The sequence below is a fragment of the Lysinibacillus sp. RS10 genome (assembly GCF_041956855.1).
GTDB lineage: Bacteria > Bacillota > Bacilli > Bacillales_A > Planococcaceae > Lysinibacillus > Lysinibacillus xylanilyticus_A.
The window spans coordinates 1,974,717-1,997,212 of sequence record NZ_CP167122.1 but is presented as its reverse complement, the minus strand read 5'-3'; the positions used below and the strand labels follow the sequence as shown (position 1 = coordinate 1,997,212).

General features: G+C 38.3%; 17 protein-coding genes and 3 pseudogenes. 3 read left to right on the top strand and 17 right to left on the bottom strand.

What is annotated here, in order from left to right; all coding sequences use genetic code 11:
- Window positions 1-66: 66 nt before the first annotated feature.
- The 16 genes and pseudogenes from ACB089_RS10230 to ACB089_RS10155 all read right to left on the bottom strand — a co-directional run bounded on the left by ACB089_RS10230 (window position 67) and on the right by ACB089_RS10155 (window position 19,798).
- The gene (locus tag ACB089_RS10230; protein WP_374966303.1) at window positions 67-1,287 is read right to left on the bottom strand and encodes an RtcB family protein; all 1,221 of its coding nucleotides are present in this window, start codon (window positions 1,285-1,287) and stop codon (window positions 67-69) included.
- A 111-nt stretch (window positions 1,288-1,398) separates the two neighbouring features.
- Entirely contained in the window at window positions 1,399-3,249 is a 1,851-nt protein-coding gene (locus ACB089_RS10225) for a GTP-binding protein (RefSeq protein ID WP_374966302.1), read from the bottom strand.
- Between the two features lie 301 nt (window positions 3,250-3,550).
- A complete protein-coding gene (gene rbsK / locus ACB089_RS10220) occupies window positions 3,551-4,429 on the bottom strand; it encodes a ribokinase (protein ID WP_374966301.1) in 879 nt (292 codons plus the stop codon).
- A gap of 211 nt (window positions 4,430-4,640) precedes the next feature.
- Window positions 4,641-4,811: a hypothetical protein gene (locus tag ACB089_RS10215; protein ID WP_374966300.1), complete on the bottom strand. Its 171-nt coding sequence runs from the start codon at window positions 4,809-4,811 to the stop codon at window positions 4,641-4,643.
- The gene (locus tag ACB089_RS10210; protein WP_374966299.1) at window positions 4,808-6,019 is read right to left on the bottom strand and encodes an MFS transporter; all 1,212 of its coding nucleotides are present in this window, start codon (window positions 6,017-6,019) and stop codon (window positions 4,808-4,810) included. Before ACB089_RS10210 ends, ACB089_RS10215 begins: the two co-directional genes overlap by 4 nt.
- 500 nt (window positions 6,020-6,519) lie before the next feature.
- A complete protein-coding gene (gene leuD / locus ACB089_RS10205) occupies window positions 6,520-7,110 on the bottom strand; it encodes a 3-isopropylmalate dehydratase small subunit (RefSeq protein WP_374966298.1) in 591 nt (196 codons plus the stop codon).
- A 284-nt stretch (window positions 7,111-7,394) separates the two neighbouring features.
- Complete coding sequence (gene leuC / locus ACB089_RS10200) at window positions 7,395-8,804, bottom strand: 3-isopropylmalate dehydratase large subunit (RefSeq protein ID WP_374967536.1); 1,410 nt, start codon at window positions 8,802-8,804, stop codon at window positions 7,395-7,397.
- A gap of 237 nt (window positions 8,805-9,041) precedes the next feature.
- Window positions 9,042-9,267: pseudogene (locus ACB089_RS10195) on the bottom strand (zinc ribbon domain-containing protein); the annotation flags it as partial.
- Between the two features lie 663 nt (window positions 9,268-9,930).
- Window positions 9,931-11,031 carry a 3-isopropylmalate dehydrogenase gene (gene leuB, locus ACB089_RS10190; RefSeq protein WP_374966297.1) on the bottom strand — a complete coding sequence of 367 codons (1,101 nt, stop codon included), beginning with the start codon at window positions 11,029-11,031 and terminating at the stop codon, window positions 9,931-9,933.
- A 302-nt stretch (window positions 11,032-11,333) separates the two neighbouring features.
- Window positions 11,334-11,432 (bottom strand): annotated as a pseudogene (locus ACB089_RS10185) (hypothetical protein); the annotation flags it as partial.
- The gene (ilvC, locus tag ACB089_RS10180; protein ID WP_368636778.1) at window positions 11,428-12,462 is read right to left on the bottom strand and encodes a ketol-acid reductoisomerase; all 1,035 of its coding nucleotides are present in this window, start codon (window positions 12,460-12,462) and stop codon (window positions 11,428-11,430) included. The pseudogene ACB089_RS10185 and the gene ilvC, both read right to left, overlap by 5 nt.
- Window positions 12,463-12,559: 97 nt before the next feature.
- Window positions 12,560-13,075 (bottom strand): acetolactate synthase small subunit, encoded by a 516-nt coding sequence (ilvN, locus tag ACB089_RS10175; protein WP_368636777.1) that lies wholly within the window; start codon window positions 13,073-13,075, stop codon window positions 12,560-12,562.
- Window positions 13,072-14,838, bottom strand: a complete 1,767-nt coding sequence (gene ilvB / locus ACB089_RS10170; RefSeq protein WP_374966296.1) for a biosynthetic-type acetolactate synthase large subunit — start codon at window positions 14,836-14,838, stop codon at window positions 13,072-13,074. The genes ilvN and ilvB overlap by 4 nt, the downstream gene beginning before the upstream one ends.
- Before the next feature lie 458 nt (window positions 14,839-15,296).
- A complete protein-coding gene (ilvD, locus tag ACB089_RS10165; RefSeq protein WP_374966295.1) occupies window positions 15,297-16,967 on the bottom strand; it encodes a dihydroxy-acid dehydratase in 1,671 nt (556 codons plus the stop codon).
- A 345-nt stretch (window positions 16,968-17,312) separates the two neighbouring features.
- A complete protein-coding gene (locus tag ACB089_RS10160) occupies window positions 17,313-18,635 on the bottom strand; it encodes a D-arabinono-1,4-lactone oxidase (protein WP_374966294.1) in 1,323 nt (440 codons plus the stop codon).
- Window positions 18,623-19,798 carry an amino acid deaminase/aldolase gene (locus ACB089_RS10155; RefSeq protein WP_374966293.1) on the bottom strand — a complete coding sequence of 392 codons (1,176 nt, stop codon included), beginning with the start codon at window positions 19,796-19,798 and terminating at the stop codon, window positions 18,623-18,625. Before ACB089_RS10155 ends, ACB089_RS10160 begins: the two co-directional genes overlap by 13 nt.
- Before the next feature lie 584 nt (window positions 19,799-20,382).
- Between ACB089_RS10155 and ACB089_RS10150 the strand changes: the two genes are divergently transcribed.
- The 3 genes and pseudogenes from ACB089_RS10150 (at window position 20,383) to ACB089_RS10140 (ending at window position 21,374) form a co-directional block, all read left to right on the top strand.
- Entirely contained in the window at window positions 20,383-20,523 is a 141-nt protein-coding gene (locus ACB089_RS10150; RefSeq protein WP_374966292.1) for a hypothetical protein, read from the top strand.
- Between the two features lie 226 nt (window positions 20,524-20,749).
- A pseudogene (locus ACB089_RS10145) lies at window positions 20,750-21,000 on the top strand (cysteine hydrolase family protein); the annotation flags it as partial.
- Window positions 21,001-21,116: 116 nt separating this feature from the next.
- Window positions 21,117-21,374: a GlsB/YeaQ/YmgE family stress response membrane protein gene (locus ACB089_RS10140; protein ID WP_068984652.1), complete on the top strand. Its 258-nt coding sequence runs from the start codon at window positions 21,117-21,119 to the stop codon at window positions 21,372-21,374.
- Between the two features lie 131 nt (window positions 21,375-21,505).
- Here the strand turns inward: ACB089_RS10140 and ACB089_RS10135 are convergent, their stop codons facing one another.
- On the bottom strand, window positions 21,506-22,204 hold the full coding sequence (locus ACB089_RS10135; protein WP_374966291.1) for a lytic transglycosylase domain-containing protein: 699 nt from the start codon (window positions 22,202-22,204) through the stop codon (window positions 21,506-21,508).
- Window positions 22,205-22,496 lie beyond the last annotated feature (292 nt).

Below are 22,496 nucleotides of genomic sequence, written 5' to 3'. Positions count from 1 at the left end.
AAAAAGAAAACATATCCCAAAAAACACGGATATGCTTCATCAACAAGTTTTTTATTCATTCACAGTTTACTTTCGTCGCTCATATGGCTTTGCTGCTTCGCTAGCTTTAAAATTATAAAAGGGTGTAATCACTTTTAATATATCAGCCGTTTCCTCGAGAACAGATGTAATTTCTGACATCGGCTTATAAGCCATTGGCGCTTCATCCAACGTTTCTTCGTTTACAGATGTTGTCCAGATACCTCGCATCGTTTCTTTAAAATCTTCCATGTTTAGTGCTTCCTTTGCAGCACGTCGAGAATACATACGCCCCGCTCCATGTGGTGCCGAGTAATTCCATTCTGCATTCCCTTTCCCTATACAAATAAGTGAGCCATCTCGCATATTCATAGGAATAACAAGCTTCTCTCCTTTATTTGCTCGAACGGCTCCTTTTCTTAACGTCATTGTTTCCGTATCAATATAGTTATGGATCGTATCAAACGTTTCGTTAAAGTGCCAGTTCATATGCTTCGCAATTGTTTCGGCAATTGTCCAGCGATTCATCCGAGCATATTGCTGAGCAATTTTCATATCGTGAATATAATCATGGAAATACTCACCCTCTAAATAGGCCAAATCTTTTGGTACAATAGGATTTTGCTCTTTATAAGCTTGAATCATCGCTTGAATTTCTTTTTCCCGCCCCTGATTTTTCAGTTCGCCTATTTTTTCTTTTAAATCTTCTCGCTGCAATGTTTCATAGGCTCTTTTTTGATGCCAATTTGCTACCTTAGCTCCGACATAACGCGAGCCAGTATGGATAAGTAAATAATGTGTGCCTGCTTCGTCTTTTGCAAGCTCTATAAAATGATTGCCTCCCCCAAGTGTACCTAGTGATAAATTCGTATAGTCATCCTTTAAGCCACTCGTTACAAACTGTTTCCCTTCGAATTCTACAAAATGGCGGGCAGGCGATACTTCCTGATGGATATCCTGTCCGCTTGGTATATGTGCTCGAATTGTAGCATCAAGTTTAGAAAAATCTATATCCGTCTCATTTAACTCAGCTACAAATACACCGCAACCTACATCAACGCCTACAAGGTTAGGCACTACACGATTCTGAAGCTGAATCGTTGTGCCAATAACACAGCCCTTCCCTGCATGATAATCTGGCATAATCCGTACTTTTGTTCCTTCCATAAAAGCTTGATTTGCCAATTCTTTAATTTGATCGATAGCCGATTGTAATGCTGTATTAGAATAAATTTTCACTTCCGTAAAACGTCCGTTAATTTGAATCATTTCAATCCCTCCTGCTATTTATACGGTGAAATACCATATTTTGTTTCATCCCTCATCATAAAAAAATGCCCTAAAAGTTTAAATTACTTTTAGGACATTTCCTTTTACAGTCTATTCTTCATATTGAATATCTAATTTTTTCGGAATTTCTGGTATATCGTTTGATTTTACATCTGCTTCTACTAAAGCTAACGTATGTAACGGATATTTTTGCTGAGCTTCAAAAGGAATTGCAGTACTTTCCATTTTCTTGTTCATTTGACTACGTGCAAGTAAACCACTATTTGTTAAGTCAATGCTCACTATACTGTTTATTGTTTCTTTTAGCATTTCAATATCCTTTGCTCTAAGAGGCATTTGCTCGTCCATTAAAAAGGGTTGAATCTTTTCTTTCATATAGCCCTGTGCCTCAATCAAACAAGAAAATTCATTTAATTTGTTAGCGTATAATTGTAATTGGTGCTTTTCTCTTGAACGTTGTTGGTTAAGCTCTTGCACTTTTTGCTCAATACGTGCCAAACGTTTTCTCGATAAATCCATTAGATGACTTTGTATGGATTGAATGGACTGAAGAATCAATGTCTCCGTTTCGTGCACTTTTTCAAAATGTGCAATACATAGTTCTTGCTGCTCATTTAACTTGTCGACACGTTCCTTGAAAAAGTCATTTTGTGTATGCTGACCAAAAATAGCCTTGATCAGACCTTTTCCATGAATTTTTTTATGTTGTGCGTCCAATCGATCATATTCACGCATATATTCGCTCTGCATATTGCGATATTCCCGTACCTTTAGTTGATAATAAATAGCCTTTTCTGTAAAGCTTTCCACAAGTTCATCTTGTAAATAATCATTTTGTGAAATGGTTTGTAAAAGCTGGTATAATGTTTGAACATTTTTAAATACATTGGCAACCTGTTCGTATTCTTGCTCATATTCAGTCACAATCGTTAAATCACGTTGATAGCGTGAAAATTCATATTGTGTATCGCCTGCGTACTTTTCAATGTTCTCAACAGCAGATTGGAATGGATCTCTTTGTGGAATAACAGTTAATTCGAAGCGGAATCGTTCAAGCCATTGTAAGAAGCGAATTATAATGGCATACGTTTTCTTATCACTATTTTCTGCAACTCGTTGCATTTCTGTAATTAAATGCTCGTACTGGCTTTTTTGCCAAAGTTCATCACTGTTAGTCTGTTTAGCTTCAAGTGCTTCTGTTGCAGAGATAGCAACAAAATTACTTGTTAAATGGCCAAACCGCTCTCTCTCTGAATTGATAAACATCTCCGTATTTTCATTTGAATCAATACCATTGATGACACAAAGAGGCTCAACACCTTTGTTTTTTAAGGCCTCCATCAATAATATTTCTGGATAAATAGCCATTGAACCTGAGCGTAATACCCAAAAGATTTCGTCAACACGGTTCATCAACGATTCTGGGAAATAGGCCATTTCTCCTCCACCTGCCTCCAATGAAACAGAATCTATGATTGTAACTGATTTTAATAAATCATTTTTCAAATATACTTCTAGGTAATCTAAATGCTCGCGTAGTATTTCAGATGCAAAAGTATCGCCAGTAGTCAATAATTCTAGCTTACTCATATCGAATATGGCTACAACGCCATCTAAAAAATACGCCTTTATTTCTTCATTTTCACCGTAACGCAAGAATGTATTTACACCTGTAGAATGTTGATCATTAACAGACAAAACTTGACGTCCTAGCAGTCCATTCACTAGTGTTGTTTTTCCAACACGCTCTTTCCCAACAATAAGAATCATTGTTTCGTTGTTAGCATCTTGAATGATACGGTTTAAGTGTTTAGCTGTATCTTTCACATATGTATTTTGTACAATAATGCCATGTAATTGGCGTAAATGATCCACAAACTGTGGCAAAATATTATTCGCTGAGGTTGTATTTTCAATTGGCACATTGTCAATGTTCGTCATCCTCATAACCTCTTTTCGTATGTATATATATTCATTATAAATGAAACTATCCCTTCTCTAATACATAGTACTTAGAATTAATAATAAAAAAGGATAATTTACTTACTTTCAGTTGTCACAAATAGGAATTCATACTTATATTATAAAACCTATAATCTCAAATATTAATCCCCACTAAGACTAAAAGAAATATTATATATATAACTTTTATAAATTAAATAGGAGAGTTAGTCTTTCAGTACTTACTCTCCTGCTCTATATTATTAAAGTGACTTTTATACTATTAATCTGTCATTGTACTTTATTCTTCTCCAGCCATACGTGCGTAAACGGCTTCAAGTGTTGGCATCCCGCTTTGGGCACCGTATTTCTCTACAGATAAAGAAGCGGCAAGATTTGCGAAGTACACGGCCTGATCCAAAGATTGTCCTTCTACTAATGCATAAGCGAGTGCACCGTTAAACGTATCCCCTGCGCCAGTCGTATCTACTGCATTTGTCATAAAACCTGGAACATGTATTGGATATTCGCCATCAAAATAGCGTGCTCCATCACTACCTAACGTAATAATCATTTTATTAGGATATTTTTCTAATAGTTGATCAAAATGATCGCCAAACAATTGCTTACACTCCGTTTCATTTGGTGTGATATAAGTGATATCTTCCATCCACTGCGCATCAAAATTAGCCGCTGGTGCTGGGTTTAATAAAACAGGTACATTAGCTTCTTTACATAGTTTTATTGCATACGCCGTCGTTTCCATTGGGATTTCTAGCTGCATAATGACCATCTGACTTTTTTGAATGATTTCTTTCGCTGCCTCTATATGGTCAGGCTTTAATTCATAATTAGCGCCAGGTACGACAATGATGCGGTTATCATTATTGTAGATTAGAATATTAGCTATTCCAGTAGGTACTGACGTGCTTGCAATCGCTTCTGTTTGAATGTGCTCTTGCTGTAAAACAGTGCGCAAAGTTTCACCAAAACTATCAGAGCCCACACACCCTATCATTGCGATTTCACTTCCAAGACGTGCAACAGCAACTGCCTGATTAGCCCCTTTTCCGCCTGGCATTGTTTGAAAGTCTTTACCAAGAATTGTTTCACCCTGCTTTGGAAAAGCTTCCATTTGTACAACTAAATCCATATTTAAGCTACCTATAACTGTAATCATCTGTTGACCTACTTTCTTTTTATTTTTCCATTCTAACCGAGAAAAAAGTAGAAAGACAGGATCATTTACATTTGATTATTATGCATGAAGTATTTAGCTTCTCACCTGATATTCTCCAGCTTTATTAATTGGTTTTACCTATAAAATAGTAAGCTTTAAAAAAGTCTACAATAATAATGAAGTTAATTATTTCATTACACCTATTTTCAATTTATAGTTTTCCCAATAAACCTTTCCTTGCCTCTAATTCAATTCTTCGATCACAATCTTCACAGGAAAATTTCCCTTGCATATTTTGTTTATACAGTCTATATTTCTTTGATCCTTCTACCACTTCAAATGCTTTCTTACAAAAAATACAATGAAGCGAATAACTAATCATAATGTTTCCTCCTTTAAACCTATGTGGATTTTTTTGGAATATAGCACAAAGCATAATGAAACCGAAAATATAATACTTATACTACCTAAAATATTTGCAGTCATTTGAAGCGTAAATAATTCTGCAAACAGACCTAATAGAAACGTAAAGGTAATTTGTAAAATGTTTTGAAATATATTTGAAATACTCCCGAATCTCCCCATCATTTCTGGCGGTACATTTTGCTGATAAAATGTTTCATAACCTGTATTACTAAATGCCATAAAAAAGCCTAGAAAAATAAAACTTACACATGCCAATATACTTGATGTCGAAGCATAAAAGGCTGTATAAAACAGCATTGTCAAGAACAAGCCAAAAGCCATATATGAACGGGTGGACCATTTTTTCGCAAAACTTGCAGCAACCAATCCACCTAAAATTGCTCCTGCTCCTGCAATACTCACAAAAGCTCCATATATGCTATCGGATAAAGCTAAATCTTGTTTTATAAATGTCGCTTCTTGAGAATCAAGCGCAAATGCAATCATTAACGCACTTTGGAACAATAAATAAATCGTAATAAATAATGGATTTTGTCGGATGAAAGCCACTACAGTTACATAATCACTTTTTAATATTTGCCAAGTAATACGTTGCCTCGAAGTTTCCTTCACATCATCTACATCCGGTAATAAGTAAATAATTATTGCACATACAAAAAATGTAAAGCTATTGAACCAAATTGTTACTGTTGTATTAAAAAGCATGATGAGAAGCCCTGCTAGTGCTGGACCTACTAAAAACGAACCTGAATTGAACGTGCCAAGTATTGCGTTGAATCGTTGTCTATCTTCTGAGGGAATAAATTTTGTAATATAATATGTACTACTAGGTCCAAAGAAACTACTCGCCATATTTGCTAAAAACAACAGCGCATAGATGAGCCAAATAGATTCCATAAACGGCATACAAAAAACGATAACACCCCGTATCATATCAGTTGTAATCATCAACTTGCGTTTATTCATACGATCAATGAAAGAACCTGCGACCAAGTTGGTTAAAACTCTAGCGATAGGACCGACAATAAAAATCCCGGCCATCGCTGCAGGTGATTGTGTTAAATGCCATACAAATAAATTAAGCGCAACGAGGTAAATCCAGTTCCCTAAATTTGAAAAACCTAAGCCCCCAATTAACAGACTGTATTTTCGAATGATATTCATGATAGTTCCCCCTTTCAAAATAACTAGCCTCATCATCATCCGAATCGTTTCACTGCCCCCTAATAAACAATCCATTTATTTCCTTATAAATATATTATCAAAATATTACATTAATTTGTTGTGTATTTTTACAAAACATTAACTTATCAATTATACCTCGACATAATTGCGTCCAGAGGCATTGGGCCAACAGCTGTTTTTTGTGCGAAAGCGTAGTGCTAACGTAGCGACAGCAACATGTTTTTTCTGTGCGAAAGCGTAGCGGCAGCAACAACAACACGATGTTAGCAGGTATATTGATTGACCATGTTTATCCATCCTAATAATTAGAAGGCTCCGTATTAATGAGCTTTGATCATTCAGTGTTCGGGTGTGCTTTGAACGATATCCCCCTTCACATTCCTTGAAGTAGGAGTCTTCTGTCGGGAAATAAAAAAACGATAAAAAGACTGAAGACATCATCAAGTATGTCTTCAGTCTAAAGGAAATCGCATCAACGATTAATAGGCAATACGTTGTGCTTCGTAAGCAGCGATTTGTTCTTCGTATTTAAAGGTTAGGGCAATTTCATCCAAACCATTTAACAGTGTATCTTTATAGTAAGGATCGATGCTAAAATGATACACTACCCCATCTTCACACGTTACTGTTTGTGCCTCAAGATTGACTTCCACCATGTACGGTTTTTCTAAGCCCTTAGCTAATATTTCATCACACTCTGCTTCTGTTAACTTAATTGGTAAAATCCCATTTTTGAAACAGTTATTATGAAAAATATCTGCAAATGATGGTGCAATCACTACATTGTAGCCATAATCTAAGATTGCCCACGGTGCATGTTCACGAGATGAACCACAGCCGAAGTTATCTTGTGCTACTAAAATTTTGGAGTCTTTAAATTCAAGTTTGTTTAATACAAAGTCCGTTATTTCATTACCCTCTGCATCAAAGCGCCAATGGTAAAATAAATACTGACCAAAACCTGTACGCTCAATACGCTTTAAAAACTCTTTCGAAATAATTTGATCTGTATCGACATTTTTACGATCAAGTGGTGTTATCACACTATTTACGATATTAATTGGTTCCATTTTCAATCATCCTTTCCGTGCTAATCAATTACGCCTTGGCGTAATTGCGTCCTGGATTTTGAATTGTGCTTAGGCCTGCACGAGGCAGGTCAGTTAGCCGTTTTCGTAGGATGCGAAGGTTTAGGCTAACATCCTTATTTTGGCTCCTTTCAAAATCCGTGACATCTGCCAGAGGCTTTATCTTCATTCAGTCTTTATTTTGTATTTGGTAACCTACTGAATAGAAATTACAATCGAAATAATCTCACCACAAATATGGGGTGCCATCTGAATGAAGATAAAAATTACACAGTTTCCTTTACGAATTCACGAACATCCACAAAGTGACCAGCAATTGCTGCTGCTGCTGCCATTGGCGGTGATACTAAGTGTGTACGAGAACCAGCTCCCTGGCGTCCTTCAAAGTTACGATTTGATGTTGATGCACAGCGCTCGCCAGCAGGCACTATATCATCATTCATCGCTAGACACATGGAGCAGCCCGTCTCACGCCATTCAAAGCCAGCATCTGTAAAGATTTTATCTAATCCTTCTACTTCTGCTTGTTTTTTCGTCGAATGTGAACCTGGTACAACGATCGCTGTTACACTTTCATGCACCTTACGCCCTTTGATGATATTTGCTGCTGCACGTAAATCACTGATGCGTGAGTTAGTGCAAGAACCGATAAATACGTGTTGGATATCGATTGAAGTTAATGGTTGACCTTCTTCTAAGCCCATGTAGGCAAGTGCTTTACGAAGAGCAGCTTTATCTGACTCATCCACATAATCTGCCTGTGTGGGAACATTACTTGAAACACCCGAACCCATTGACGGATTCGTTCCCCAAGTGATGATTGGTTCAATTTCTTCTGCTTGAATGATTCGAACTGTATCATATGTTGCGTCTTCATCGGATGCTAAACTCAACCAATACTCCGCTGCTTCCTCAAACTTTTCTCCTTGTGGTGCATGTTTACGTCCACGGATATAGTCAACAGTCGTTTGGTCAGGGGAAATTAGCCCTGCCTTTGCACCTGCTTCAATCGACATGTTACAAATTGTCATCCGTTCTTCCATAGACAGCTTGTGGATAGCCTCTCCAGTGAATTCCACAATATGTCCTGTGCCGACACCAATACCGAATTTAGAAATAATCGCTAAAATAATATCTTTGGCAGCTACCCCTACAGAAAGCTCACCTTCTACACGAATTTCCATTGTTTTTGGCTTGTTCTGCCATAACGTTTGCGTTGACAATACATGTTCTACCTCGGAAGTACCAATACCGAAGGCAATCGCTCCAAAAGCACCGTGTGTAGAAGTATGGGAGTCACCACAGACAATCGTTTTACCAGGTTGAGTTAAACCTAGCTCTGGACCAATTACGTGAACGATTCCTTGGTCAGGATGCCCCATCCCTGCAAGCTCAACGCCAAACTCTTCAGCGTTTTTTGCCAACGTTTCGATTTGGTTTCGTGCAATTGGATCATGGATTGTTGGTAGATTTTTTGTAGGTACGTTATGATCCATTGTTGCAAAGCTTAAATCTGGGCGACGTACTTGACGTCCGTTTAACCTTAGACCTTCAAAAGCTTGCGGAGAAGTTACTTCATGAATTAAATGGAGATCAATATATAACAGGTCCGGTTTGCCCTCTTCCTGATAAACGACATGTTTATCCCAAATCTTTTCAATTATATTTTTACCGATACGAAAAACATATACATTTCTTAAAAAATGTAGACATCTCTACTGTGACACAACTTATATCTTTTGACATTCGTTTTGTGTCTTCCTTATTCACCGAGCCTGGTTTCGCCGAAGCTACTGCCATTTGGTATGACTCTCCAAAGGCTTAAATTCCGCAGTATCGTTGCGTACACATCTAAGGCTTAGTTTCAGTTAAGCACCTTAGATTGAATAATTTGCCAAATTAATACCTGAGCTCAAATCGGATTTGATTTGTCCACAACTAGAACAAGTTTTTGATGATGGAAACCATCTGTCGGTTTCAACAAATTCAATTCCGTATTTTTTACATTGCCTTCGCCAGATGTTTATTTTTCATCATACCTTTTACATTTAAATGTTCCATTACAATACGAGATGGCTTGGTTTTCACAATCTCATTAGAACACTGGTGTAAATGATTTGTTCGAATGTCGTTAAGCCGCTAATAAAAATTACGGATTTCAGCGTTTAGCAAATTTTCCAATGGACATTAATTCCATGTGCACCACCTCTCTTTCACTAAGATAAAATACTTTACCCTATTTAGAGAGGTTGTTAACATTTTTATAGTTGTATCTATTTTTCTTGTTCACACGAAGGCGCAACCCTTCATGCAGTCTTTCTCTCACGAGTAGACCTCTTATGCTTTCACATAAGCGCAGACTATATCTTCATCTTATCTTCTGATAAGAGCCACATTTTTCTTCCGCCATTCGCTTGCGGTTTTACTCTCCCTCAAGGAGATAGTCGTTGAACGTCTTCCTTGTCTCATTAGAGATTTAGGAGTTCGCTGCTAAACATCCATTGCCAAAGCACTTAGCGCTACCGTTTTCCGTTGTCACGATGATCCTTTACGGACACTGAGTAATTTTTTTCAGCTTATGCCATCCTTGTTGTTTTTTCTGCTTTCGCACCGTTACGTCTGCCGTTTCCAGCTCCGCGTTGGTCACAAGGCTTTAGGAGTTAAAAGCAATTAACGTGGAGTTCGCACCAATCGCTTGATACGAAGGGTATTCTGTTATAAATCTATGCTTCTATACAGATTTGTATAGCTTTGTCTAAATTTGTCGTAACAGTTTAGTTACCCATCATCTTCACCTATTTCCTAAATGTATGTTGTCATAATGCTTTCCGAAACAAAGCTAGTATCAATCTCATTCATTACTTTATCTGTCCATTCGTTAGTAGATAGTATACGATCACCATCACGCGCAAGATCTGCAGTGAAATAGCCATCATCAAATACTGCACTGACAGCACGTTCAATTTCTGCTGCCTCTTCTTTTAAGCCAAATGAATATTGTAGCATCATGGCAACTGAAAGAATGGTTGCTGCTGGATTCGCTACACCTTGGCCAGCAATTTCTGGTGCGGAGCCATGTACTGGTTCATATAGACCAAAACTATCACCACGAATAGATGCAGATGGTAATACACCTAAAGAACCTGTAATGACCGATGCTTCATCACTTAAAATATCCCCAAACATATTTTCAGTAACTACCACATCATAGTGGCTAGGGTTTGTAATTAATTTCATCGCAACAGAGTCTACTAAATTGTGCTCCACCTGTACATCTGGATAATCTCTTTTCTTCGCTTCTACAACTTCGCGCCATAAACGACTTGTTTCAAGTACATTTGCTTTATCAACAGAGCATAATTTGCCTCCACGTAAACGTGCTAATTCAAAGGCATTTTCAACGATACGCTCAACTTCTGCAGTTGAGTAAACCGTTGTATCAATCGCGCCATTCTCAGTACGCATACGTGGTTCCCCGAAGTACACGCCGCCTGTTAGTTCACGTACAATCATTAAATCGACGTTTTCGGCTACTTCACGTTTTAATGGTGAAGCATCTAGTAAACTCGGGAACGCCTTTACTGGACGTAGATTTGCGAATAAGTCAAAGTGCTTGCGAATACGTAATAATCCTTTTTCTGGACGTAATTCAGGTGGGTTATGATCCCATTTCGGCCCACCAACAGCTCCAAGTAAAATAGCGTCACTATTTTCACACATCTCGATTGTTTCATCTGGCAGTGGATTATTGTGTTGGTCGATGGCAGCGCCCCCGATTGTTGCATAACCTAAATGGAATGTATGGTTGAATCGCTTACCAATCACTTGTAATACACGAACAGCAGAAGCAACAACCTCTGGTCCTATTCCGTCACCAGGAAGTACTGTAATTTTTTTCTCCATCGTCAAAACACCTTTCTTTGTATAGCGTTGAATCCGCTATTTTAGTAAAGACTCTCACCTATATTTATAGATGAGAGTCATCAACTACGTCTTTGCGTAATTGGAATGCTTAAAATACACAACGGCCTAATTGCGTCTGGAATGTGAAGTAGGCTAATACCATTCACTTCCATCTAAATCTGTGACATTTACCAGTTGCCTACTAATCAATTAACTCTCAGGCTGTGCACGAAGGCTTGCTTGAATTAAATGACGGTTAATAGCATTTAAATACGCTTTTACTGATGCGTCTAATACATCTGGCGCCCCAGTTGCTTGGCGATCTCAATTTTCTCTGCTGTGTTTAGGTTCATACCAGCAGATTGTTCGCCGTCGCGAAGTGTTGTATCGAAAAGATCAATTTTTCACACTTGTAGCTACTTCTCTCACAACTTTTTCCTTACCTTCGTTGATGAATGGCATCATAGCACGTAATTTTGCACCAACTTCTTCGATTTGATGATTTGCACCAGCTTCTTTGAATTTTGTATATTCTGGACGACCGTTTTCGTTTTCTTGAATCCAACGGCGAGCGAATGTACCATCTTGGATATCTGTTAATACATCTTTCATTCGAGCTTTTACAGAGTCATCGATGATACGTGGTCCCGCAACATAGTCACCCCACTCAGCTGTATCTGATACTGAGTAACGCATTGTTGCCATACCACCTTCAAACATTAGATCAACGATTAATTTTAATTCGTGAAGTGTTTCAAAGTATGCTAACTCTGGTTGGTAACCTGCTTCTACTAATGTTTCGAAACCTGCTTTTACTAATTGTGTAGCACCACCACAAAGTACTGCTTGCTCACCGAATAGATCAGTTTCCGTTTCTTCTTTGAACGTTGTTTCAAGTAATCCACCACGCGCAGCACCGATTCCTTTACCGTATGCAAGAGCTATATCTTTTGCTTGACCAGTTGCATCTTGGTGAATTGCGAATAAGCCTGGTACACCAGCACCTTCTTGGAACTGACGACGCACTAAGTGTCCTGGACCTTTCGGTGCAACTAAGAATACGTCAACATCTGCAGGTGGTGTAATTTGACCGAAGTGAATGTTGAAGCCATGTGCAAACATAAGTGCTTTACCTGCTTCAAGATGAGGGGCGATTTCAGCCTCATATACAGCTTTTTGACGCTCATCAGGAAGTAAAATTTGGATCACATCTGCTTCTTGTGCTGCTTCAGCAACAGTTTTTACATCTAATCCATCCGCTTTTGCTGCATCGAAAGATCCGCCTGGACGAACTCCTACTACTACATCGAATCCTGATTCTTTAAGGTTTAATGCATGTGCATGACCTTGTGAGCCATAACCGATGATTGCGATTTTTTTTCCTTTTAATACTTCCTCGTTGATGTTTTGATCATAGTACATTGTAGCCATAGTTTGTTTCCTCCTAAATTTGGGTTAATTTTTTTAACTCTAGATGCACGGTACCAAAAAGTGCTATGCATCTAAAGCTATCCATTTTATATGCCAACTATTTTAAAATAGAGAGCTGCGTATTTGAGATTTTTTGTGTTTCACGTACTGATGCAGTAGCTCCTGTACGCGTTAATTCTTTAATACCATAAGGTCGAATTAGTTCAATAAAGGCATCAATTTTTTCGGGATGTCCTACTACTTGATATGTGACAACGTTTTTCGCTGTATCAATAATTTGTGGACGGAATGGTTCGACAATTGAATTCATTTCCAGTCGTAAGTTTGGTGGTGAAATTACTTTCACAAGTGCTAACTCGCGTAATACGATCGATTTATCTGTAATGTCATTGACCTTCAGCACATCAATTTGCTTTGATAATTGCTTCACTAGCTGTTCAATTTTACACTCATCCTCTACGTGTACAACAAAAGTCATTTTCGAAAAGTTTGGCTGTTCAGTATGACCAACTGTGATGGATTCAATATTGAATTGACGCTTCATAAGTAAACCTGTTACACGGTTTAACACACCGCTCTGGTTAATCACTGTTACTGTAATTACTCGTTTCACTTCTTTTTCACCCCAATCATTTCATGTAAGCCTTTGCCTGGTGCTACCATTGGGTAAACACATTCCAGCTGTTTCACACGACAATCAATTAACACTGGCTCATCAGAAAGTAGTGCTTCACGGAAAATACTTTCCGCCTCGTCGATTGTGTCAATTCGATAGCCTTTAATGCCATATGCATCAGCTAATTTAACAAAATCTGGTTGAATCGGCATTAGCGATGATGAATAACGCTCCTCATAGAACGTCTCTTGCCATTGGCGTACCATTCCAAGACAGCTATTATTTAAAATCACCACTTTTACTGGTAAGTTGAATTCTTGTAGCAGTGAAAGTTCTTGTGCAGTCATTTGGAATCCTGCATCCCCTACAATGGATACAACTTTTTTGTCTGGCTTCGCAAACTGGGCGCCAATTGCAGCTGGGAAACCGAAGCCCATCGTACCAAGTCCACCAGACGTTACCCATCCATGATCATTGTTTAAGCGATAATATTGTGCAGCCCACATTTGATGCTGCCCAACATCTGTAGTGACAATCGCGTCACCTTCTGTAATTTTATGCACAAGCTCTAATGCTTCCTGCGGTAAAACTTCTCTATCGCCCGGCTTCTTGCTATACCATAATGGATATTCGTTTGCATGATTATTTAAGAATGCTAGCCAATCTGTTGTATCCGGACCCTTGAAGTCTTTTTTCAATAATGCTTTTAATGCTTCTTTGGCATCTGCAACAATTGGAATATCGGTCGGAACATTTTTTCCAATTTCCGCTGGATCAATATCAATGTGTACGATCGTTGCATTCGGAGCAAATGTTGCTAAATCACCAGTTAAACGGTCATCAAAACGCGCACCGATATTCAACAATAAATCTGATTTTGTAATAGCTGTATTCGCTGTTACAGTTCCATGCATTCCAGCCATTCCGATGAATAATTCATGTTCTCCATGAATTGAACCAAGCCCTAATAAAGTGTTCGTTACTGGGATACGATATTTCTCAGCCAATGCTGTTAGTTCCTCACGTGCATCTGCAAAGAGTACACCAGCTCCAGCTAAAATTAGTGGATTTTTAGCCAATGAAATTGCTTGAATAGCCTTTTGAATTTGTAAATAGTTCGGTTTGTAAGTTGGCTGATAACCTGGTAAATATATTTCTTCAGGTGCTTGAGGTGGATTCTCCACATCAAATAACATTTGGGAAACGTTTTTCGGGAAATCCACAACAACAGGGCCCTTTCGACCAGTGCTTGCAATATGGAAAGCTTCTTTTACAATACGTGGGATATCATTGACATCCTGCACCTGATAGTTGTGCTTTGTGATTGGTGTTGTAATTCCCATAATGTCTGCTTCTTGGAAAGCATCTGTACCAATTACGGACGTTGCTACTTGGCCTGTGAAAATAACTAATGGGATGGAATCAATCATCGCATCAGCAATACCAGTTACTAGGTTTGTTGCCCCCGGACCACTCGTTGCAATTACAACACCAGGTTTATTGGAAACACGTGCATATCCTTCCGCTGCATGGATTGCACCTTGTTCATGTCTAGTTAAAATATGACGAACCGGATTTTTATACATTGCATCATAGATTGGTAGTACCGCTCCACCTGGGTAACCAAAAACAATTTCAACGCCTTGTTCATGCAATGCTTGCACTAATACGTCCGCACCATCTTTCGCTTGATAGGTTTGTTCAGCTTTTGCTGTTGTTGCTAATTCTTCTTTTTCATTGATAGAAACATTCGCACTCATCAAATCTGCCTCCTTCTTATCATTCAATTTCACATTAGCGATGCGCATCATTGAAGTGTCACTAGCTGGATGTCTCCTTGAAAAGGGACTCTTGCTAACATCGTCAAAAATAATAAAAAGCCTTTTTCTCCACACGCAAAGAACTACCTTACGTAGGGATGAAAAAGACTTTCCATGGTACCACCCTTTTTTATAGCAAATAATTGCTACCTCGTGAATAAATGTAAGCATTTATGCACCAATACGAGAAAATTCGCATTCAATACCGTGTCATAAATCATTTATTCATTAATAACGAGCACTTCGATTATGCCCGGAGCTATCTAATGGCGAAAACGCGTTTAATAGCTCGCTCCGAGGGGATGTCAGATCTAGTTGTATCGCCGGCTTCCAGCACGACCGGCTCTCTGGTAAATACAAGGCTCTAGAACCTTTAACCTCATCAACGCTTTAACTTATTAAATTTTCATAACGCCACCTGTAGAAGCGTTTGTTACTAATTTTGAATATCTTGCTAGCCAACCGCGTTTAATTTTCGGTTCAAATACCGGTAGTTTTGCACGACGTTCAGCTAATACTTCATCTGAAACTTCTAAATTGATTGTACGATTTGGTAGATCAATTGTGATCGTATCACCATTTTCTACTAAAGCGATTGGACCGCCTTCTGCTGCTTCTGGCGAAATATGACCGATTGATATACCGCGAGATGCACCTGAGAAACGACCGTCAGTAATTAATGCAACTTTTGTTCCGAGACCACGTCCTTGAATTGCAGAAGTTGGTGCAAGCATTTCAGGCATCCCTGGGCCACCTTTAGGTCCTTCGTAGCGAATGACGACTACATGGCCCTCTTTAACTGTCCCATTATCGATATTTTCCTGTGCTGCTTCCTGCGAATCAAAGACAATTGCTTCGCCTCTGAATACTTTAATAGAAGGGTCTACAGCTCCTACTTTAATAACAGATCCTTGCGGAGCGATATTGCCAAATAACACTGATAAACCACCAACTGGGCTATAAGGATTGTCTTTCGTACGAATAACTTGATCATTTGTAATATGATAATCCTTTACAAGCTCAGCCATTGTCACTCCTGCAACTGTTGGACGATCAGGATGAATAGCACCTGGAATAGATGTCAATTCATTAATGATGGCACTAACGCCACCTGCTTTATTAATATCATCCATTGAAACATCTGAAGCAGGCATAATTTTTGCTAGATATGGAACACGCTCTGCAACTTTATTAATATCTTCAATGTTATAATCGATTTCAGCTTCATTGGCGATTGCTAATGTATGGAGGACTGTGTTTGTCGAACCACCCATCGCCATATCGAGTGCAAATGCATCATCAATTGCTTCTTTTGTAATAATGTCACGTGGCTTGATGTCCTCTTTAATCATACGGACTAATTGTTTAGCAGCTTCTTTAATAAGCTGATGACGTTCTTCAGAAGTAGCAACGATTGTACCATTACCTGGTAATGCTACTCCTAGCATCTCCATTAAGCAGTTCATAGAGTTTGCTGTAAACATTCCTGAACATGAACCACATGTAGGGCATGCATTGTTTTCAATATCCAACAGCTCTTCAGCTGACATTTTTCCTGATTTAAGAGCCCCTACACCTTCAAAAACCGAAGTTAATGAAAGTTGCTTGCCTGTAGCAGAAGTACCAGCCTCCATTGGACCACCAGAAACGAAGATTGATGGTACGTTAGTACGAACTGCTGCCATTAACATTCCAGGTGTAATCTTGTCACAGTTTGGAATATAGAATACACCATCAAACCAGTGTGCATTAATAACTGTCTCTGCAGAGTCTGCGATAATTTCACGACTTGGTAATGAATAACGCATACCTATATGACCCATTGCTATACCATCATCTACACCGATTGTATTAAATTCGAATGGAATACCACCCGCTTCAATAATGGCTTCTTTGACAACATCAGCAAATGTCCGTAAATGAACGTGACCTGGAATAATGTCGATATAAGAATTACAAACCCCAATAAATGGCTTGCCTAAATCTTTTGCTTTTACTTTGCCTGTTGCATATAAAAGACTTCGATGTGGCGCACGATCTACGCCTACTTTAATCATGTCACTTCTCATTTTAAACGCCCCTCATTTATTGCTATGTTCGTTGCTTTATACAAAATGTTCTGTCTATTTTGTTTTTGTGTATATGTTAATTGCCTTAAAGACAACTAACTGCTGTAACGAACGTGTTAAATTGTTGTAATCATAGTACGAAAAAAAGGTCTCGTCAACACTATTTTTCGAATTATTTAAACAATTCAAACAATCCGATAAATTTTGAAATCGTTTTCATGCTGACTAAGCATCACTTTTATCTCGATTTGATAAATATTTTGACATTTCGTTCAAATTTAAATTTTTTCAATAATCTTTTAAATTATTCGAAAACACTTGGTTAGCTAGATAATAAGATTACACTTACATTGTGAATAATTTTCTTAAGTAGCCTGTAAAAAACACATGATCAGGATCATATTGACTGCGAATCGCTAAAAATTTTTCGATATCTGGATATAACTCATACACATAGTTAGCCGTTAAATGATTTTGTTTGCCCCAATGTGGTCTTCCCTTATATTTTTTCATCATCGTGTGAACCCATTCAAAATAGGGCTCTTCCGGCATTCCTTTATACATGTGAAAGGCAATAAATGCTGATTCTTCACCTTGGGTAGGACTTAAATAACCTGCTTCGCCTGCCGATGTCCGACATTCTAACGGAAAATGTACATTAAAAATCCCCTTTTTAAAGGTTGCGTGTATCTCTTCCATGCATGCCTCAAATTGCACTAATGGAATAGCATATTCACTTTCTTGGAACTTTACGCTACGTGGAGACGGGTAAATTTCATAACTGATCCCGGTTTTCTCACCTTCAACAACATTGGCTGCTGCTAATTTACTCATAGCGCCACTTAGCGAAGGTCTCCATTTACAAAGCTCTGAAATAGCATAAAAAGCACCGTTCTCTACTATTTGAAGTTTCAATGTTTCCATTCTCTTACTCCAATTACTCTGATAAACAGGTGCTACAGCATTCATGCGCTTCACTTGAATGGTTTCACTCCCAGGGAAATAAAACCACTCAACATGTCGATGCTGTCGAATATCTTCAGCAAATATCGCCAGCCCACTTTCTAAAGTATCTCTTGTGCCTACATAATGTAAGCTGTACAGCGGTATCACCTTGATTGTTACTTGCACAAGCACACCTAGCATGCCAAGTGAAACATGTAAAGCTTCCGATAAATCATCCATTCCTCTAGTATGCTCTCTATAAGTACCTGTACCATCTACAAAACCCCATTTTGTCACAGTTGACGATAACGAACCTAGTGTTACACCTGTTCCATGGGTGCCTGTTGATACCGCTCCTGCAATCGTTTGCTCCTGAATATCCCCCATATTTATAAGAGCAAAGCCATACTGTGCAAGTAATGGTCCTATTTCATATAAATACGTGCCAGCCCAAAGTGTCGCTTCTTGCTTCTCCTTATTCACAGCTATGAGCCCACGCATATTATGTAAAGAAAGTGCTATATGCTCAGGCATTGCAACAGCGCTAAAGGAATGAGCTGCACCTGTTACACGAATCGTTTTTCCTAATTCACGTGCATGCTTCACGATTTTTGTAACTTCTTCAATGGATTGAGGTAAGTACATCTCGGACGGATATGAGATGACATTATTAGCCCAGTTCGTCCACTTCTCTCCATTTTTCCACTTATCTATAGAAAACATTGTCCATCCCCCCTATAGGTTGTATAAGTTCCTATATACTTGTCCCCTCTAATTCCATGTAACACTTGAAATCTTTCACACAATTCACCAGCCTTCGCATGTCGAAAATACAGCGTGTCGCCCACATTAACTTTTTTACGATTAACTTTCACGGGTGTCTGAACTTCTCCTACTCCTTCTAAACTAAGATACGAAAAAAAGGTTGGTTCATAGAATACAGGTAATCGATCAGTACTGATTGCACCCGACGCTGTATAACCTCCACCATGACAAACCACAATATTTTTTTCTGGTTTCCTTGTTACCCTTAAAGCAAATCCAGCTGCTTTTTCAAGCTGTAAATGCGCAAATTGGTCAAATAAAGCTGGTGCATAAAACACGGAACCCACCGTAATTTCTGTTACCTCCTTCTGTTGTGCCGTGTAGGCCATACTTCCTGAGCCACCACCATTTACAAAACGTAAGTTTGGAAAATACGCTTTTACATGAGCAATTGCTAATCTACGAAACTGGGTAACTTGCTTTTTTGCTTGCAATTGCATGACTTCTATAATTCTTCCTTTAACTGTATTTGCTGGACGATTACCGACCCCTGCAATTTGAGCCTCGTAGCCCATCGCACCCACTACTTCAATAAATGGTTGATTTTTAATATATTCGAGAAATGGTGTTAGTAGCTCGAGTGAATGAAGTGAAGAGCGTTTTGTACCAAAATAAAGGACCTTAAAATCATTGGATACATTAATATCAATGCATACACGCGCACGAACGCCTAGCTCTTGCCCTAGCTCAGCCAAAAATTCGACATGCTCCTGCTTATCCACCATAAAAGTGACGGTTTTCCCTTCTTTTACAAAGTGCAATAACTGTCGAACAGCAGCTTCTTCCATCACTGGGTATCCTAGTAGTAAATCATCAAAATGCTGTTGAATTAGAAATATTGTTTCTGCCGCAGTAAACGTCATAAATCCTGTCACATTTGGGAGGTTTTTTTGTAAATAGCGTAATATTTCTACAGAACGAACTGACTTCGTAGCAAGGCGAATATTTTTCTCCCCACAAGCGTTGTGTACAGTTGCAATGTTGTTATCTAGTGCATCAAAGTCCAACCAAGCAAATGGACGCTCTAGTTCACGGAACACGCCATCAAATCTAGTTGTCATCCTATCACTCCTCTTTTTGTACTATATATCTGATATTCGTTAGAGACATTCCTTTTATTAGGTGCTATTTAGTGTCCTCTATGCAAATTCTGGTTCATCATCATAACATGTGGTTTATTTCCGTTCCGACTGGGGGCGTCCAACCTCCACTCCAATTAACTTATATACAAGGTATATGTCTTAACAAATGTCATCCATAATTTTGGGTGATGAGTACAAATTCTCTCAAGACAATAAAAAACAACCGTGGACATAATCTAATTTGTCTTCACGGTTGTTTTAGAATTGGACAAGCATTTAACTCACCTTTCTATTTTATTTAAGAGATTACGAGGCTAATAAAAAATCTGCTGCTATATTTAACATCACTAACAAATGTAAGCCTGCAATAAGAAATCCTTGTCGATTTAAACGTTTCATAGCTGTCATATTCATATAAAACACTCTCCTTTTTTCACATTATACTCTCAGAAAAATCAATTTTCAAACTATTCTTAATATTAAATTAGAATCATTTTTCTGACAAACAGGCCCAAATATGGCATGAAAAAAGTGAAATTATACCTATTAGGAGAGTGAAAAAGTTGAAAAAGGCTCTATTAGTTGTTGATTATACGTATGATTTTGTAGCTACTGATGGAAAACTAACATGTAGTGAGCCCGGTCAAGCATTAAATCAATTTCGCCTTGGCGTATTGCCGCTGTCGCGCCAAAAACATTTGTAGCTGACGCTTCGCTTTCGCTACAGAAAAACAATACGGCCGGATTTTGAATTGTGCCCAGGCCTGCACGAGGGCCGACACGATGTCGGTCATTTCGGTAATGCCACAGAACGTAGCGCTCTTAGACTGAGTTCCTCTATTTCAGTAAGTTTTTGGACACCACTGAAAAAAGGAACCACATTCGCATTCATCTCACACCTTTAGAGGCGGGAGTTTTATGCTGAATGAAGATAAAACGCGTTATAGCGCATTTGCCGGAATCAATTTATCGATTTTATTAAATGAAAGAGGTATCAAAGAAATTCATTTATTTGGCGTTTGTACTAATATTTGTATTTTACATACAGCAGTTGATGCTTATAATTTGGGCATTTCAACGGTTGTTTATGCAGATGATGTTGCAAGTTTTGATGCTGCAGGCATGAATGGGCATTTCGTCATTTTGAGCATACGTTAGGCGCAACAGTTGTTAAGTCATAAAAACCATTTCGCGAAATTGTAATGATTACCAAAGAAGCTGGACGCGTTTAATCTGTTCCTTTCAGGGCATAACTAAGCAATCGCCATTATATCTTAATTTTAAGGAGATGAAAAAAATGATTAGCTTCATTTGGTATTTAATCATTGGCGGGCTTTTAGGTTGGTTAGCAGGCGTCATTATAGGTAAAGATGTACCTGGCGGCATCGTTGGAAATATTGTTGCAGGGATTGTCGGTTCTTGGATTGGTAGTATGGTTCTTGGGAACTGGGGTTGGCAAGTTAGTGATTTTTACGTATTCCCAGCATTAATTGGTGCTATCGTGCTGATCTTCATTGTAAGCATTATTTTAAAAAGTATGCACAAAGCAACCTAAATATGAATAAAGAGCCATCTTTTTTGATGGCTCTTTATTTGTTTTTGAAAAACCCGATTTAAGGAAATGATGAGAATAATTAACTCACTTTCTTATGGGTGTCGAGTCCTGAAATGGAACGTTATGCATCTTTACTTTTCTTTATTTAAAGCGACTGCTTCCTTTAGCTCATCATGATAATCATTATATAAATTGAAATAATATAACACATTTTCAACATATTCATCACTGTGATTGTACTGAAAAACGGCTTGTTTCACATCCCCATCTGCCGCACCATTTTTCGATAAATAATTCGCTGCACTAAATATAGCGTCCTCAATATCATAAGGATCCGCAATGCCATCCCCGTTAGCATCTACACCAAATCCACCATATTTTTTTATCGTTCCTGGATTCATTAATTCAGCCTTCGATATGTCCCCTTTACCTAATCCTGAGCAGGAAGGATGTTGCCAACCTACAAATGTACAAGGCATAAATTGCATATGTCCTTCTGCCCCGGCTGGTGATACAAGTGATTTCATTGAGGAGAACCGTGTTTCAACACGATGATGTGCGGCTAGTAATGTCCAAGGTACACCGTATTTCTCTTCTGCCGCTACATAAACGGGAATATATTGCTCAGGAATTTCCATATCGAAATTTTGTTGAATTTCTTCTATTGCCTTTTCTTGCTCTAGTTTTTCAAATATCGGTAATGTTTGTAGCTCCTTCCATGCAAAAAAAGCGAATACATAAACAGTTATCGCTATTGGTATTAATAATGCTATCATTCCCAATTGGGCGGAAGGCGATAGCATCGGTTTTTTCTTCTTTTTTTTCGTCATATGTCACACCTAATCTTGTATTCTATCAGGCGTGTTGATTAGGAAAAAACAAGTTTATTATTGAGCAATATAAAAGATTTTTTTGTTGCTATTTTGCTAATATATGCGCATTTTAACTGATTGTAGCGTAGGGCTACTCGAGTGCTCCTGCCGCTTCGCTTTCGTCGCAGAGCGAAGCGGCAGCAACAAAGCGAGTAGCCCGTAGCGGAAATCAGCCTCTTCTAATTAATTCAAATGTATAAAAATGGTTAATCAACACAACTGATAATCTATTTCTATATTACCAAAATTT

What these genes read in the sequence shown, in the direction of transcription:
- ACB089_RS10160 (WP_374966294.1), bottom strand. Translation starts at nt 18,635, where the DNA reads ATGTTTTCTATAGATAAGTGGAAAAATGGAGAGAAGTGGACGAACTGG.
- ACB089_RS10230 (WP_374966303.1), bottom strand. Translation starts at nt 1,287, where the DNA reads ATGATTCAAATTAACGGACGTTTTACGGAAGTGAAAATTTATTCTAAT.
- ACB089_RS10140 (WP_068984652.1), top strand. Translation starts at nt 21,117, where the DNA reads ATGATTAGCTTCATTTGGTATTTAATCATTGGCGGGCTTTTAGGTTGG.
- leuB (WP_374966297.1), bottom strand. Translation starts at nt 11,031, where the DNA reads ATGGAGAAAAAAATTACAGTACTTCCTGGTGACGGAATAGGACCAGAG.
- leuD (WP_374966298.1), bottom strand. Translation starts at nt 7,110, where the DNA reads ATGGAACCAATTAATATCGTAAATAGTGTGATAACACCACTTGATCGT.
- ilvC (WP_368636778.1), bottom strand. Translation starts at nt 12,462, where the DNA reads ATGGCTACAATGTACTATGATCAAAACATCAACGAGGAAGTATTAAAA.
- ilvD (WP_374966295.1), bottom strand. Translation starts at nt 16,967, where the DNA reads ATGAGAAGTGACATGATTAAAGTAGGCGTAGATCGTGCGCCACATCGA.
- ilvB (WP_374966296.1), bottom strand. Translation starts at nt 14,838, where the DNA reads ATGAGTGCGAATGTTTCTATCAATGAAAAAGAAGAATTAGCAACAACA.
- ACB089_RS10225 (WP_374966302.1), bottom strand. Translation starts at nt 3,249, where the DNA reads ATGACGAACATTGACAATGTGCCAATTGAAAATACAACCTCAGCGAAT.
- ACB089_RS10155 (WP_374966293.1), bottom strand. Translation starts at nt 19,798, where the DNA reads ATGACAACTAGATTTGATGGCGTGTTCCGTGAACTAGAGCGTCCATTT.
- ACB089_RS10215 (WP_374966300.1), bottom strand. Translation starts at nt 4,811, where the DNA reads ATGATTAGTTATTCGCTTCATTGTATTTTTTGTAAGAAAGCATTTGAA.
- ACB089_RS10135 (WP_374966291.1), bottom strand. Translation starts at nt 22,204, where the DNA reads ATGACGAAAAAAAAGAAGAAAAAACCGATGCTATCGCCTTCCGCCCAA.
- ACB089_RS10210 (WP_374966299.1), bottom strand. Translation starts at nt 6,019, where the DNA reads ATGAATATCATTCGAAAATACAGTCTGTTAATTGGGGGCTTAGGTTTT.
- rbsK (WP_374966301.1), bottom strand. Translation starts at nt 4,429, where the DNA reads ATGATTACAGTTATAGGTAGCTTAAATATGGATTTAGTTGTACAAATG.